Annotated in this window: 10 protein-coding genes; 3 read left to right on the top strand and 7 right to left on the bottom strand. The window is 60.7% G+C overall.

All coding sequences use genetic code 11. The annotated features are described in order from the left end of the window. Nucleotides 1-388: 388 nt before the first annotated feature. Both ubiD and NLU14_RS07090 read left to right on the top strand, forming a co-directional pair. On the top strand, nt 389-1,876 hold the full coding sequence (gene ubiD / locus NLU14_RS07095; RefSeq protein WP_275705507.1) for a 4-hydroxy-3-polyprenylbenzoate decarboxylase: 1,488 nt from the start codon (nt 389-391) through the stop codon (nt 1,874-1,876). Nucleotide 1,877: 1 nt separating this feature from the next. Next, nucleotides 1,878-2,882 carry a 2Fe-2S iron-sulfur cluster-binding protein gene (locus NLU14_RS07090; RefSeq protein WP_275705697.1) on the top strand — a complete coding sequence of 335 codons (1,005 nt, stop codon included), beginning with the start codon at nt 1,878-1,880 and terminating at the stop codon, nt 2,880-2,882. 270 nt (nt 2,883-3,152) lie between these two features. Here the strand turns inward: NLU14_RS07090 and NLU14_RS07085 are convergent, their stop codons facing one another. The 6 genes from NLU14_RS07085 to NLU14_RS07060 all read right to left on the bottom strand — a co-directional run bounded on the left by NLU14_RS07085 (nt 3,153) and on the right by NLU14_RS07060 (nt 9,210). Further along, a complete protein-coding gene (locus tag NLU14_RS07085; RefSeq protein ID WP_275705506.1) occupies nt 3,153-4,391 on the bottom strand; it encodes a heme biosynthesis HemY N-terminal domain-containing protein in 1,239 nt (412 codons plus the stop codon). Continuing rightward, a complete protein-coding gene (locus NLU14_RS07080) occupies nt 4,388-5,518 on the bottom strand; it encodes a uroporphyrinogen-III C-methyltransferase (RefSeq protein WP_275705505.1) in 1,131 nt (376 codons plus the stop codon). The genes NLU14_RS07085 and NLU14_RS07080 overlap by 4 nt, the downstream gene beginning before the upstream one ends. A 2-nt stretch (nt 5,519-5,520) precedes the next feature. Continuing rightward, nucleotides 5,521-6,333 (bottom strand): uroporphyrinogen-III synthase, encoded by an 813-nt coding sequence (locus NLU14_RS07075; protein ID WP_275705504.1) that lies wholly within the window; start codon nt 6,331-6,333, stop codon nt 5,521-5,523. Then, nucleotides 6,314-7,255 carry a hydroxymethylbilane synthase gene (gene hemC, locus NLU14_RS07070; RefSeq protein WP_275705503.1) on the bottom strand — a complete coding sequence of 314 codons (942 nt, stop codon included), beginning with the start codon at nt 7,253-7,255 and terminating at the stop codon, nt 6,314-6,316. Before hemC ends, NLU14_RS07075 begins: the two co-directional genes overlap by 20 nt. Nucleotides 7,256-7,353: 98 nt before the next feature. After that, entirely contained in the window at nt 7,354-8,109 is a 756-nt protein-coding gene (locus tag NLU14_RS07065; protein ID WP_275705502.1) for a LytR/AlgR family response regulator transcription factor, read from the bottom strand. Between the two features lie 6 nt (nt 8,110-8,115). Then, complete coding sequence (locus tag NLU14_RS07060) at nt 8,116-9,210, bottom strand: sensor histidine kinase (protein ID WP_275705501.1); 1,095 nt, start codon at nt 9,208-9,210, stop codon at nt 8,116-8,118. 119 nt (nt 9,211-9,329) lie between these two features. On the opposite strand from NLU14_RS07060, the gene argH reads away from it, so the two are divergent. Next, nucleotides 9,330-10,721, top strand: coding sequence for an argininosuccinate lyase (argH, locus tag NLU14_RS07055; protein ID WP_275705500.1), 1,392 nt, complete (start codon nt 9,330-9,332; stop codon nt 10,719-10,721). On the opposite strand, the gene NLU14_RS07050 is transcribed toward argH, so the two are convergent. Continuing rightward, nucleotides 10,718-13,162 carry an EAL domain-containing protein gene (locus NLU14_RS07050; protein ID WP_275705499.1) on the bottom strand — a complete coding sequence of 815 codons (2,445 nt, stop codon included), beginning with the start codon at nt 13,160-13,162 and terminating at the stop codon, nt 10,718-10,720. The genes argH and NLU14_RS07050 overlap by 4 nt on opposite strands. Between the last annotated feature and the right edge of the window lie 115 nt (nt 13,163-13,277).

Raw genomic sequence — 13,277 nt, 5'->3', positions numbered from 1 at the left:
GCCGGGGATCTTCTCCCCGGACACGCCGTGAACCCATCCATGGGGGCTCGGCATTGCCATCCTTGGCAATGCACGGTCCGGGGAGAAGATCCCCGGCATTGCTGATCGGACTTTTGCGCGCGCGTACTCACTACTTCATTGTGCTTTCGATTCTGTCGTCTTTTGCGAGTGGTTATCTCGTGATTCGTGAACAGGCTGGGGGACGCTGGTCCCAGACCCTCATTTGCCATGGATGGCAAATGGGAGCCTACATGGACGTATTAACGGCGTGTCTGGGACCAGCGTCCCCCAGCCTGTTCCCGCACCCAGGCAAAAATCCAAGCCAAAACCAGAGCCGAACCAAAACCAAAGAATTCGCGTACAATGCCGGAATCAACCGGAGCAGCCGATGAAATACAACGACCTGAGAGACTTCATAGGCCAGCTTGAAAAGCTGGGAGAGCTGAAGCGTATTTCAGTGGAAGTCGACCCCCACCTGGAAATGACCGAAATCTGCGACCGCACCCTGCGGGCAGGTGGCCCCGCGTTGTTGTTCGAGAACCCCAAAGGTTACGACATGCCCGTACTGGCCAACCTGTTTGGCACGCCAAAGCGCGTGGCCATGGGCATGGGGCAGGACAGTGTGACCGCACTGCGGGAAATCGGAAAACTGCTCGCCTTCCTGAAAGAGCCCGATCCCCCCAAAGGCTTTAAAGACGCCATCGAAAAACTGCCCCTTTTCCGGCAGGTGATGCGCATGAGCCCCAAGGTGCTTCGCTCCGCGCCCTGCCAGGACGTGGTGATCGAAAAGGACAAGGTAGACCTTTACCAAATACCGGTACAGCACTGCTGGCCGGGGGACGCCGGGCCGTTGGTGACCTGGCCGCTGGTGATTACCCGCGGGCCGAACAAGGAGCGCCAGAATCTGGGCATCTACCGGCAGCAGGTAATCGGCCGTAACCGGTTGATCATGCGCTGGCTCAGCCATCGCGGTGGCGCGCTCGATTTCCAGGAGTTCCAGAAGGCCAACCCCGGCAAGCCCTATCCGGTAGCGGTGGCCCTGGGGGCCGATCCGGCGACGATTCTGGGGGCGGTGACGCCGGTGCCGGACAGCCTTTCCGAGTATGCCTTTGCCGGCCTGCTGCGGGGTGGTCGGACCGAGCTGGTGCAGTGTGGCCTCAGCGACCTGCAGGTTCCGGCCAGTGCCGAGATCGTGCTGGAAGGCTTTATCTACCCGGACGATATGGCGCCCGAAGGGCCGTTCGGGGATCACACCGGTTACTACAACGAAGTGGATCAGTTTCCGGTGTTCACCGTGGAGCGGATGACCCATCGCAAGGATCCGATCTACCACAGCACCTACACAGGCCGCCCGCCCGATGAGCCGGCGATCCTGGGTGTGGCGTTGAACGAAGTATTCATCCCCATCCTGCAGAAACAGTTCCCCGAAATCGTGGACTTCTACCTGCCGCCCGAAGGCTGTTCCTACCGCCTTGCAGTGGTGACCATGAAGAAACAGTACCCCGGCCATGCCAAGCGGGTGATGATGGGTGTATGGTCGTTTCTGCGACAGTTCATGTACACCAAGTTTGTTATTGTCACCGACGATGACGTGAACGCGCGGGATTGGAAAGACGTGATCTGGGCCATGACCACCCGCATGGATCCTGCCCGGGACACCGTGCTGGTGGAGAACACGCCCATCGACTACCTGGATTTTGCTTCGCCAGTGTCCGGGCTGGGGTCGAAGATGGGCATGGATGCCACCAGCAAGTGGCCGGGAGAGACCGACCGGGAGTGGGGCACTCCCATTACCATGTCCGATGACGTAAAAAGGCGCGTTGATGACATTTGGGACAGCCTGGGGATTGAAGTTTCGCCCGACCGCCCCGATTGATATGGCCACAGACGTGTTCCGTGTCCTTCTCTCGCCGGCTGCATTGTCATTTACCGCAACAGCCGATGAGACGCTTCTGTCGGCCGCCGGGCGGGCAGGTATTGCGGTCCCTGCCGCATGTCGCAACGGAGTGTGCGAGCTTTGTGAGGCTCGCCTGGCCAGTGGCGACGCCCTGAACACTCGCAATCAACATACAATTCCGGTCACTGGGCGGCTGATGATGTGCCGCACCCACGCGTTCAGTGACCTAGAACTGGAGATAAACGCCGTTATGGCAGCCGGAGACAATCAGCCCCGCAAGTTCCTGGCGAAGGTGGTGGACGTCCGTTCCATCAGCCATGATGTATACTGTGTGGAACTGCAACTGCCCCGTCGCCGGGAACTGTCCTTCCACGCCGGCCAGTACCTGTCGGTGAACCTGCCGGGCACGGATCCGTGTTACTTCTCCATTGCCAGCAGCCCCTCGGATGAGTTGATAGAACTGCACATCCAGGCCACCCCGGAGTGGGTCTCAGCCCAGAAAGTCATCGACGCACTTACTTCCGGCGGGGAAGTCACCGTTGAGCTGCCCCACGGCCGCGCCTGCCTGGCATCAGCGCCAGAAAAACCTTTGTTGCTGGTCGCCGCCGGAACCGGTTTTGCGCAGATGAAGAGTCTGGTGGATTACCTGCGGGAAACCTCTTATAACAAGCCGGTGAAGTTTTACTGGGGTGTTCGCCGCCACGAAGATATGTACCTGCGATCCCTGGCTCAGAAGTGGCAGGAAGAGTGGCCACCGTTCACATTTCTGCCCGTGGTAGGGGATGACGAAGATAACGAATGGAGTGGACACCACGATCAGTTGGTGCGAGCGGTCCTGGCTTCAGGAATGAACTGGAATAACGTGGAAGTCCACGCCAGTGGCTCGCCGACGATGGTGTATACGTTGATGGATGCATTGGTAGAGGCCGGGTTGCCGCAGGCGGCGTTTTTCTCCGATGTGCTGGAATACGCGCCGAGGGGGTGATGCCCGGCACGGTCGGATTACGCTTCGCTAATCCGACCTACGCGCACCATGTCCCAAACTCCATGTAGGTCGGATTAGGCAAAGCCGTAATCCGACAATCAGGCGTCCAGCAACCAGATAAACCACCAGCGTCAGATCAGGCCTGGGTGGGGTACCTTTTCTGGCAGGGAAAAGGTGTCCGAGCAAAGCGAGTTCTTTTCCCAGAAGAAAAGGTACCCCACCCAGGCCCAGCCACCCAACTGGCAGGCTACAAAGCCAATCACCGATCTTTCAGGCCTTCGGCATCGGCAAATCCGGCAACCCACTGTCCTTGACCAGCCCCTGCATCAACAACTTAACGCTGTTTTCACCTTCCCCCATATGGGCATTCAGGCGACTCAACTCCGCCATGGTTTCGCGGCTGCGGCGCAACCGAAGGCTGGTTTCGAAATACTCCCGGGCCTTGCCCCAGAGTTCGTTGCGCAGGCTCAGGCGGCCGAGTGCCAGTAACAGCTCTGCATTATTGGGGCGGTCCTTCAGCCACTGTTCGGCCACCAGTAACTGCTCATCCGGCTTCAGGCCCTTCACGCGGCCATACAGATTGACCAGTTCGTCACCCCAGTGATTGCGCAGCACTTTCCGCAAGAGGGTTTCAGCCTGTGCTTCATCGCCCAGATCGGCGAGCAGCCGGGCGTACTCGCGAATGGTGTGCTCGTCACGGCGAAGGAACCCTGGCAACTCGTCCCAAAGCTTGGTCAGCGGCTCAAGGGAAGCGGAAGGTTCGCCTGACTGGCGGCGGCACTCCTCGGCGGCACGTTGCAGCAGGTTGTGCCACACCAGTCGCTCCAGGTTGCCCAGTTCCTCGCTTTCCATCAGGTTGCGCTTGCGGATCTCCGGCAACAGGCGGGAGAGTTCTCGCCAGTCTTCCAGGCGTACGTAGGTGTTTTTCAGCAGTTTGAGCACAAACGGGTGATGGGGTGCCTGCTTGCGCAGCCTGACCAGTGTGGCCAGGGCCTGCTCAAGGCGATTGCCGGCCAGTTGCAGTTGGGCCTGGGTGATACCCACGGCCATGTCGGAGCCGGGTGTACTCTCAAAGGCCTTGCGCAGCAGTTCGTCAACGGCTTCATGATCGCCGGACTCGAACGATGCCTGGGCTGCGGCCAGATAGTTGATCAGAGGAGTGTCGGCGTGCTCTGCCGACGAGGTAAGCAGTTTGCGTGCCCGGGGCCAGTTGCCCTCCGCCAGGGCCAGCAATCCCTGGGTGGTACGGCGGCGTGCCCGGCGCTCATTGCTGCGGGCCAGCCAGCCGGCGACCATGCCGGTGCCGTGGCGCAGGCGACGAAACAGGTTGATGGCCAGAACAGACGCCACAACCAGCAGTACCAGCAACGCCAGGCCAATCCAGAAATTGGTCTCGATCAGGTAATTGCCCAGGCTGATGCGAATATAGCCGAGGTCGTACTGCAGCCCCAGGGCAAGACCGGTACCCAGCAACAGGGCAATCAGGATGATCAGCAAAATGCGGATCATGAGGCATCTCCCTGCTCACCATCGTTGCTGTTTTCCGGAGTGTCTCCTTCGCCGTTGTCCAGCCGTCCCGCCAGGCGGGCTTTGAGCAGTTCCAGCGAACGGCTGATATCCGGCAGTTCCGGGTCCACGTTCTTTTCCGCCAGTTCATCCAGGGTCTTGGACAAAGCAATGATGCGGGCGTTGCTGCTGTCGTACCAGTTGTTGATGGCGTTGCTGGCCTTGGCGAGCGCGCGGGAATAAAGCTCCTGGTGGCCGCGGAGTACCGCCAGTTCCGCCTCTTCCAGCATCAACTGGAGGTTGAGCCGGGCGTAGGCGCTTTGTTCCGGGGACAGCAGGGGTTTGACCGGTTCGTCCAACCTGCGGACCACGACCACTTGTGACAGAGTTTGCTTGACCTTATGCCAACCCTCGGCAATCAACCCGGGCTCGGAGGCGTTGCTTTCCGGGCTGTCACTCTCGTTGTTGCTGACAAATCCCGGGGCACGATCGTGGACCAGGGCATTGTCAGTCAACTGGTGAATGCTGTCGATAGCAGCCTCCAGCTTCAGGTAGAGGCCGGTGCGGTCAACGTCGGCAAGACCCTTGAGGGCAAGAATTTCTTTCGCCAGTTGCTGGCGCACCGGGTAGACGCCGATGTCGTCGGACTCCGCCAGAACCTCGTCAGCGGATTCGAGCGCCGCCAGGGCGCCACGGATATCCTTTTCAATCATCAGGCGCTGGTTGCCGACCCGGAGCAGGTATTCCGCCTCGGCAAGCAGCCAGTCGGTACGTGTGCGGTTGCCGGCTTCCAGTAACTCACGGGCGTTGTGGTCGATCTGGCGCTGTTGGGTGGCGATGAGTTCGCGCTGGTCCGCAAGTTTGTCTTCCAGGGCCTGCAGGCGCTGGCCCTGTTCGCTGCCGGTCTGGCCGTACATGCGGTCCAGCTGTTCGGTGTCGCTTTCCAGGCTGGCGATGGATTGCTGCAGTGACTGGTAGTTATTCCACTGCTGCCAGCTCCAGAGGGCAAGGGCCACCGCCAGGGCAAGTGCCAGCAGGGTAATGATCCAGAGGGGCCACAGTCTTTGCCGTGTTGGCTGATGCTTGTCAATCGGGGCAGGCAGTAGTGCTTTTGATTCTGTCACGGGCATCCTTACTTGGTGTTTCCGGAGCCTCCGTCCAGGCTGGCAAGTTGTTCGGCAACTGCAGCCACAATCGAGCTATCGGCAAGGCTTCCTGGTATACACGTTCGCCGAAGGCCGGCCAGACGTGCTTGTTCGGCAATCCGCTCAACGGGGACAACCAGTAAAGTATTTTCGAGATTATGGCCGGTATTTTCACTGAGTGCGATGAGATTGTTCAATGTTTCTCCCGACAGTGTGACGATGGCCTCGGGAGAAAAGTCATTCAGCATCGCATTCCGCGTTGCTTCATCATAGTCGGGACAGTAGCGGCGATAAAGTGGCAACACGGTGACGCGCGCGCCCCGTTTTTCCAGGGTTTGCGGAATCAGCTCACGACCTTCCTGGCCCCGTACCAGCAGAACCTTTGCATGGTCCAGTGTGGTCAGCTCCGGCAACTGTAGCAAATCCTCGCTGGTATGGCCGGCGTCTGGCTGACGCGGATTCAGGCCGTAGTCGCTCATTACCGCAGCGGTTCCGGCACCGACACCGTACCAGTTGATCCCCGTGGGCGTTTGTGGCCACCAGTCGTCCAACCACTCCAGCAGTAGGCCGGCGGCATAGGGGCTGACGGCAATCACATGGCTGAACTCATCCAGGTTCAGGATTTGGGTGCGGGTGGCGGGGTCTTCCGGTAGCGGTTCCCGGGCAACGAGGGGCATTGCCCGGGCATCGGCGCCGGCATCACGGAAACTCGCGGCAAGCCGGTCGGCCTCCGGTTGTGGCCGGCAGACCAGGATTCGCCGGCCCTCAAGGGGCAGTGAATCAGGTCGGGGTATGGCCATAGATTTCAGCCAGCACCTTGTCTGCACCCAATGCGAGCAGGTCTTCCGCCAATTCGCGGCCAAGGCGTTCCCCCTCGCTGCGGGGTGCGCGGCCCTCCACCCGGAACACTTGTGTGCCGTCCACGGCACCGACCAGGCCTCGCAGCCAGATTGTGTCGTCGTCTTCCAACAGCGCATAGGCGGCGATAGGTACCTGGCAGCCACCCTGCAGGCGGCGGTTCAGGGCCCGTTCCGCCTTAACACGGTCCGAGCTGTCGGGATGGTCCAGGGGTTCGAGCATCGCGATCAGTTCGGCGTCATCCAGCCGACACTCGATGCCCAGTGCACCCTGGCCTACGGCGGGCAGGGAGATGCTGTCTGGCAGACAATAGCGGATACGGTCATGGAAGCCGAGGCGTTTCAGCCCGGAACTGGCCAGCACGATGGCCTGGTAATCGCCGGCGTCCAGCTTGGCCAGGCGAGTGTTGACGTTGCCGCGCAGGGTGCGGATCTCCAGGTCGGGCCGGTAGGCACGGAGTTGGGCTTCCCGGCGCAGGCTGGCAGTGCCGACAACGGCGCCGTGGGGCAGGGCATCCACGTTATCGTAGTCATTGCTGACGAAAGCATCGGTGGGGTCTTCCCGCTCACAGATGGCGACCAGCCCCAGCCCTTCCGGGAATTCCATGGGAACGTCCTTCATGGAGTGCACGGCCAGGTCGGCGCTGCCCGCCAGCATGGCCTCTTCCAGTTCCTTGACGAACAGACCCTTGCCACCGATTTTGGCCAGCGGTACATCGAGGATCTTGTCACCCTGGGTTTTGATCTTGACCAGTTCAACCTCCACGTTGTCGTGGAGCCGTTCCAGTTCGGACTTGATAAATTCCGCCTGCCACAGCGCCAATGCACTGCTGCGGGTTGCAATACGAAGGGTTCGTTTTGACATGATACTCGTTGCCGGATCTGAAAAATGGTATGCCAAGGGTACTCTTTGTGTGGCCAATTGTGGAGCCGAATGTCGCGCCTCCAGCCCTGACGGGCGGGCTACCCGGGGCAATGCTCCCTCAGCCATTGCCGCACAGAGGCGGCGTGCCTTCGGCTCACCGGCAACTGGCCGTAATGGTCCGTCAGGTCGATCAGATTCTGGCCGTCACGGCGTCTCAGCAGGGCCCGGATAAACCGCACGCCCACCAATGTGTGCCGGTGGACCCTCAGCAAGTGCTGTGGATACGTGCCTTCCAGTTCTTTCAGGGTGTAATCGGTGACCGTCTCGCCACGGACATGGTGGATGGTGACGTATTTCTGGTCGGCCTCGCAGTACAGGATTCCCCGGATGTCGATCAGTTCAGTGCCGCGGTGGGTGCGGATGGCGATCTGTTCGTCCGGGCCCGACGCCTTTTCCGCCAACGCCTGCAGTTGCACCCGGTTGACGCGGCCGGCACGCTTCAGGGCGTCAGCCAGTGCCTCCCTGCGAACCGGTTTGAGCAGGTAGGCCACCGCGTGTACGTCGAACGCCTGGATGGCGTAATGGTCATACGCGGTACAGAAGATGACAGCGGGAGGCGCTTCCAGCCTTGCGATCCGTTGGGCCGCTTCCATGCCGTCCGTGCCGGGCATGCGGATGTCGAGCAGCAGAATATCCGGGCTCAGTTGTGCGATCTTTGTCAGCGCCTCCTCGCCGTCGCCGGCTTCGCCACACGCTGTGTACCCTGGCAGTGCCTCCACCAGCCGGCGTATCCGTTCCCGGGCCAGCGGTTCGTCATCGACAACCAGTACACTGCGGCGGTTTGGGTCGGCCATGGGTGCCTACTCACTCCTTGTTGCGGGTTTACCATTGCCACTTGCCGTCTGCCAGGGCAGCCGGAGCGTGACGGTATATATATCATTCTGGTGGCTGTGTTTCAGCACTGCAGGCTCTCCGAACAGGGCATGCAGGCGCGATTGAATGTTGGCCAATGCCATGCGGTTGCCGTTGTGGCCGCCGTGGTCCGGGGCCGGACGTGGGTTTTGCACCATCAGGTAAACCGATGGCCCCTTGCGATAGGCCTCGATTTTCACGGTGCCCCCGTTCGGGCGGGGCTGTATGCCGTGATAGATGGCATTCTCCACCAGTGGTTGCAGGGTCAGCGGCGGTATGGCTTGTTGGTCCAGGCCCTCCTCGATTTGCCAGTCCAGGGTCAGCCGGTCTTCCAGGCGCAGTTTTTCGATGGCCAGGTAGCGCCGGCACAGGTCCAGTTCCGCCGACAGGGGAATCAGGCGGTCACCGGTCCGCAGGCTGGCACGGAACAGTTCGGACAGGTCGAGCACTGCATCCTCTGCCCGCTCCGGGTTTATGGTGATCAGGCTGGCGATGGTGTTCATGCTGTTGAACAGGAAATGCGGGTGGATTCGCGCCTGGAGGGCCGTCAGGCGTGCCTGCATCTCCGATTCCCGTTGCTGCTGCCACTGGAATTGCAGGTAAAAGTAACGCAACACCATCAGCGTGATCAGTAGCGCCAGCAACAGTTTCTTGGCCACACCCTGCCAGGCCTCAACGCCCGGCCGGGGATGAATCACGCTGTCTGCGAACAGGCTGAAAGCCAGCACGTCCAGCAGCACGATGGCAACGATCACAGCGGTGGCCCGGGGAATGGTCAGGGTCGACAGCCAGCGCCGTAACAGGCAGATCAGGGCGGCACTGGTGAGGACGGTCCATTGCACGAACAGTGACAGCAGGCCGAAGTAGTTCCAGTCAATCCAGTGGCTTTGTGCCTGGACAATCGACAGAACCAGCACCATCAGCTCGCTGGTGACCACCAGCATGAACACGGCGCGCACCCGGCAAAGGTCCGGTACATAGAAATCGGTGTCGCTCACGGTGGTTTCCCTGGCCGTGCGTTCCCTGTTGTGTCTTGCTGCCATTGACGCTTTTCCTGAATCAGAGAAGGGCAACTGTGCGCTTCAGAATGCTATAATCCCGCGACATTCCATTTACCCATTCCCGCAGAATGATGCCGGGCTGTCAGCAGGAAAGATAGACCATGACGGATCAGAACAAGAGCGCCGAGAAACCCTGGGGCGGTCGTTTTACCGAACCCACCGATGCCTTTGTGGAGCGTTTCACCGCTTCCGTGGGCTTTGACCAGCGCCTGTACCATCACGATATTACCGGCTCCATTGCCCACGCCACCATGCTGGCGGAAGTAGGCGTGCTTACCAATGAAGAGCGTGACACCATCATCGAAGGCCTGAAAGCCGTCAAGGCCGACATCGAGGCCGGCACGTTCCAGTGGTCGGTCAGCCTGGAAGATGTGCACATGAACATTGAGGCACGGTTGACGGACCGCATTGGCATCACCGGCAAGAAGCTGCACACCGGCCGCAGCCGTAATGACCAGGTGGCCACGGATATCCGCCTTTACCTGCGTGATGAAATCGACGTGATCGCCGAAGAGCTCCGGCGCCTGCAGGCCGGCCTGCTGGACCTGGCCGAGCGTGAAGCGGAGACCATCATGCCGGGGTTTACCCACCTGCAGACCGCCCAGCCGGTTACGTTTGGCCATCACCTGCTGGCGTGGTACGAGATGCTGGTGCGGGATGCCGAGCGCCTGCAGGACTGCCGCAAGCGGGTCAATGTGATGCCCCTGGGCGCCGCTGCACTGGCTGGCACAACCTACCCCATTGATCGCAGTATCACCGCAAAACTGCTGGGCTTTGACCGGCCCAGTGAGAACTCCCTGGACTCTGTCAGCGACCGGGACTTTGCCATCGAGTTCTGCAGCTTCGCGGCCCTGCTGATGACCCACCTGTCCAGGTTCAGCGAAGAGCTGGTGCTGTGGACCTCCGCCCAGTTTGATTTCATCGACCTGCCGGACCGCTTCTGCACCGGTTCGTCCATCATGCCCCAGAAGAAGAATCCGGATGTGCCGGAGCTGGTGCGGGGCAAGACCGGCCGGGTGAATGGCCACCTGATCAGCCTGCTGACCCTGATGAAAAGCCAGCCGCTGGCGTACAACAAGGACAACCAGGAAGACAAGGAGCCCCTGTTTGATACCGTGGACACCGTCAAGGGCTGCCTCAAGGCTTACGCCGACATGATTCCGGCCATTGAAGCCAAGGCGGACAATATGCGGGTGGCGGCCAAGCGCGGTTTCTCAACTGCAACCGATCTGGCGGACTACCTGGTCAAGAAGGGCGTGGCCTTCCGTGATGCCCACGAGATCGTGGGCAAGGCCGTGGCCTTCGGCGTTGCCGAGGGCCGTGACCTGTCGGAGATGACCACGGACGAGCTGACGCGCTTCTCCGATGTGATCGGCGAGGATGTGTTCGATGTACTCACCCTGGAAGGGTCGGTGCAGGCCCGGGATCATCTGGGTGGCACCGCGCCGGCCCAGGTTCGCGCCGCCGTGGCCCGGGCCAGGAAGGCGTTCTAGCCGCCAATCTTCCCGGTGGTCAGGGCGACTTCCGCCGGTCTCAGCTCCTCCAGGGGGCGAGGCCGGTAGAGTCGGAAGCCCTGACCGTAATGGATGCCCAGTGTACGCACCTTGCGGAGGGTGTCGTCGTTTTCGATGAATGTGGCGACGGTTACCTTGCCCGAGGCTTCCGCAATCTTGTGCAGCGCCTCTACCATCACCTGTTGCACCGGATCATCGTTCAGGTGCTGCATGATTTTGTGGTCCAGCTTGATAATATCCACCGGCAATCGCGCCGCCAGGCTGTAGCTCTCCACTGACGCTCCCGCGCCATCCAGTGCCACCCGGCAGCCAACCCGGTGAAGGGTGTCGCAGAGTACCGCCACGTCGTCCGGATACTGGGTGGCATGGGATTCCCGGATTTCCAGGCAGAAACACTCCGGGGCAAAGGGTGAGCCTTTCAGGGCGGTTTCCATAAAATCGGCGAAGGTGTCGTCCAGTACACTGGCCAGGGACAGGTTAAAACCGCAGTACTTGAGGCGCGGCTCCAGCAGTCGATGCTGCGCCAGCCAGGCCAGGGTCTGGCGAATAACCTGACGGTCCAGGCGTTTGGCGAGATCGAACCGCTCGGCCACTGGCAGGAACTCGCTGGGTGTCAGCGGCGGGCTGTCCGGGGTCTCGCCGGGAATCCGGGTCAGGATTTCGATATGGTCGCCCCAGGTAACACTGGCCACCGGCCGTAGCGACTGGTACTCGAGCTTCAGATGGCCGCTGTCGAGGGCCTGGCGAATCTGCTCCAGGACGTCGTTGGTGGTGCTTTCATCCAGCGACAGGGACATGGCCCGGGCAGCGTGAATCCGGTTGCGGCCGGAGGTTTTCGCGGTATGGCACAAATCGGCGGCCTGGGTCAGCAACTGCTCCGGGTCGGTTGGTGCGTGTTCATCCAGGAACAGCAGGCCGCCGCTGGCGGTTGTCTGTAATTGCTTGTCCTGCCAGTGGAAAACAAAGCCGCCAATCAGCTCCAGAATGCTGTCGGTAATCTTGCGGGCCCTGGCTTCGGGGCAGTTCTCGATTAGCAGAGCGAAAGTATCGCCAGCCAGGCGCGCAAGCCCATCCCGCTGCCGCACCTTGACGCCCAGGTTGCCGGCAAGTTCACGCAGGTAGCGGTCGCAGATACCGCTGCCGGCAATGTCGTTGAAGTGCTCAAACCCGTCCAGGTCCAGATAGAGCAGGCTGTCGGTGCTTTCCCGTCGGGGGTTTTGTTCCAGTGTTTTCTGAAACCTGGCCAGGAAGGCTTTGCGATTCATCAGACCGGTGACCGGGTCGTGCTGAATTCGGTATTCGCTGCTGGACGAGTTCAGCAGGCGGTCGCTGATATCCCGGGCAACGTGAACGGCCCCGATGACCTCGCCCTGGGAATCCGTCAGGCGCTGATAGTGAATTTCGTACAGCGGAAGCTCCTTGTGCTGCTGCGCCAGGGGCATTTCCACCACAAAACTGTCACGTTCGAAGGCGCGGTTCCAGAGTCGCTCCATAAGCCGCCGCTCGTTGGGGAACTCGTGTAACACCGCACTCAGGTTGCTGTCGGGTTTAGGGTGCAGGCCGAAGGTGAGCTCAAACTGGCGACTGAAGGCACGATTGAAATGCAGCAGGTTGAGCTGGCGGTCAACGGCAACCACCAGATCGCTGGTGGTATCAATGGTGGCCGCCAACAGCTGTTCTGCCTGTTGGCGGGCCAGGGTCTGGTTGCGTTCATGGGTGCGGTCAACCAGCGTGCCACCCAGGCGTTGTATCCGTTCGCCGGCTTTCAGGGCGCGACCGGTCAGTGTTACCTGGCGGATGTTCTGGCGGGCGGTCAGCAGGTCCAGGGTCAGGGAAAAGGGTTGCCCGGTGCGGATGCAGCGCCGGAACAGGGCGCGAATCCGGCCCTGGCTGGACTGGCAGTAAAAAAGCGCCTGTTCCGGCGTGATTTCGTTACCGGGCCGCAACTCCAGAAGGTGATACATGCCGTCTGTCCAGGTCAGCTCATTGCTGTTGAGATCCAGTTCCCAGATGCCCAGGCCGGCGGAGGTTTCCGCCAGACGGATCAGGCGGTGGTCGATGGGGGAGTGGTCACGCTGGCTGATACAGGCGCTGGCAGCCTGGTCGGAATCGCGGATATCCATGCGCAGGCTGAGAGCGGCGGTAAAGAAAAATCCTTCCTTGTGGCGAAAGGTAATCAGTACCGATTCGCCGTTTTCGATGCGATGTCGGTGGGCCGGCGCGAAGGGGTCGTCCTGGCGCGTAGCCAGGATACACTGCACCTTGCGTCCTTCCAGTTCGCTGGCCTCATAGCCCAGTACCGCCTCGGCGTGATGATCGGCGAACAGGATCACGCCTTCGTCGTTGATACGGATCAGGGTGCGTCGCTCAGCACCCTGGGGCGCGTCGGAGCGGTCTCGACGGATAAAGAATTCTTTCACGACGGAATAACCTCAGCCAGGTTCGTGGCGGGATGTTGTAAAGTAGTCCCGCTTTTATTTTTTTGCCGGTTTTGCCACGATGCATCCATCATACTGATAATGATATCGGAAAGAA

The sequence above is a fragment of the Marinobacter iranensis genome (assembly GCF_029207565.1).
Classification (GTDB): domain Bacteria; phylum Pseudomonadota; class Gammaproteobacteria; order Pseudomonadales; family Oleiphilaceae; genus Marinobacter; species Marinobacter iranensis.
This window is presented reverse-complemented; position numbering and strand designations above follow the sequence as displayed.

Excerpts from the sequence above, each read along its gene's own strand:
- NLU14_RS07065 (WP_275705502.1), bottom strand. The coding sequence starts at position 8,109 with ATGGCCGACCCAAACCGCCGCAGTGTACTGGTTGTCGATGACGAACCG.
- hemC (WP_275705503.1), bottom strand. The coding sequence starts at position 7,255 with ATGTCAAAACGAACCCTTCGTATTGCAACCCGCAGCAGTGCATTGGCG.
- argH (WP_275705500.1), top strand. The coding sequence starts at position 9,330 with ATGACGGATCAGAACAAGAGCGCCGAGAAACCCTGGGGCGGTCGTTTT.
- NLU14_RS07080 (WP_275705505.1), bottom strand. The coding sequence starts at position 5,518 with ATGCCCGTGACAGAATCAAAAGCACTACTGCCTGCCCCGATTGACAAG.
- ubiD (WP_275705507.1), top strand. The coding sequence starts at position 389 with ATGAAATACAACGACCTGAGAGACTTCATAGGCCAGCTTGAAAAGCTG.
- NLU14_RS07060 (WP_275705501.1), bottom strand. The coding sequence starts at position 9,210 with ATGGCAGCAAGACACAACAGGGAACGCACGGCCAGGGAAACCACCGTG.
- NLU14_RS07085 (WP_275705506.1), bottom strand. The coding sequence starts at position 4,391 with ATGATCCGCATTTTGCTGATCATCCTGATTGCCCTGTTGCTGGGTACC.
- NLU14_RS07090 (WP_275705697.1), top strand. The coding sequence starts at position 1,878 with ATGGCCACAGACGTGTTCCGTGTCCTTCTCTCGCCGGCTGCATTGTCA.
- NLU14_RS07075 (WP_275705504.1), bottom strand. The coding sequence starts at position 6,333 with ATGGCCATACCCCGACCTGATTCACTGCCCCTTGAGGGCCGGCGAATC.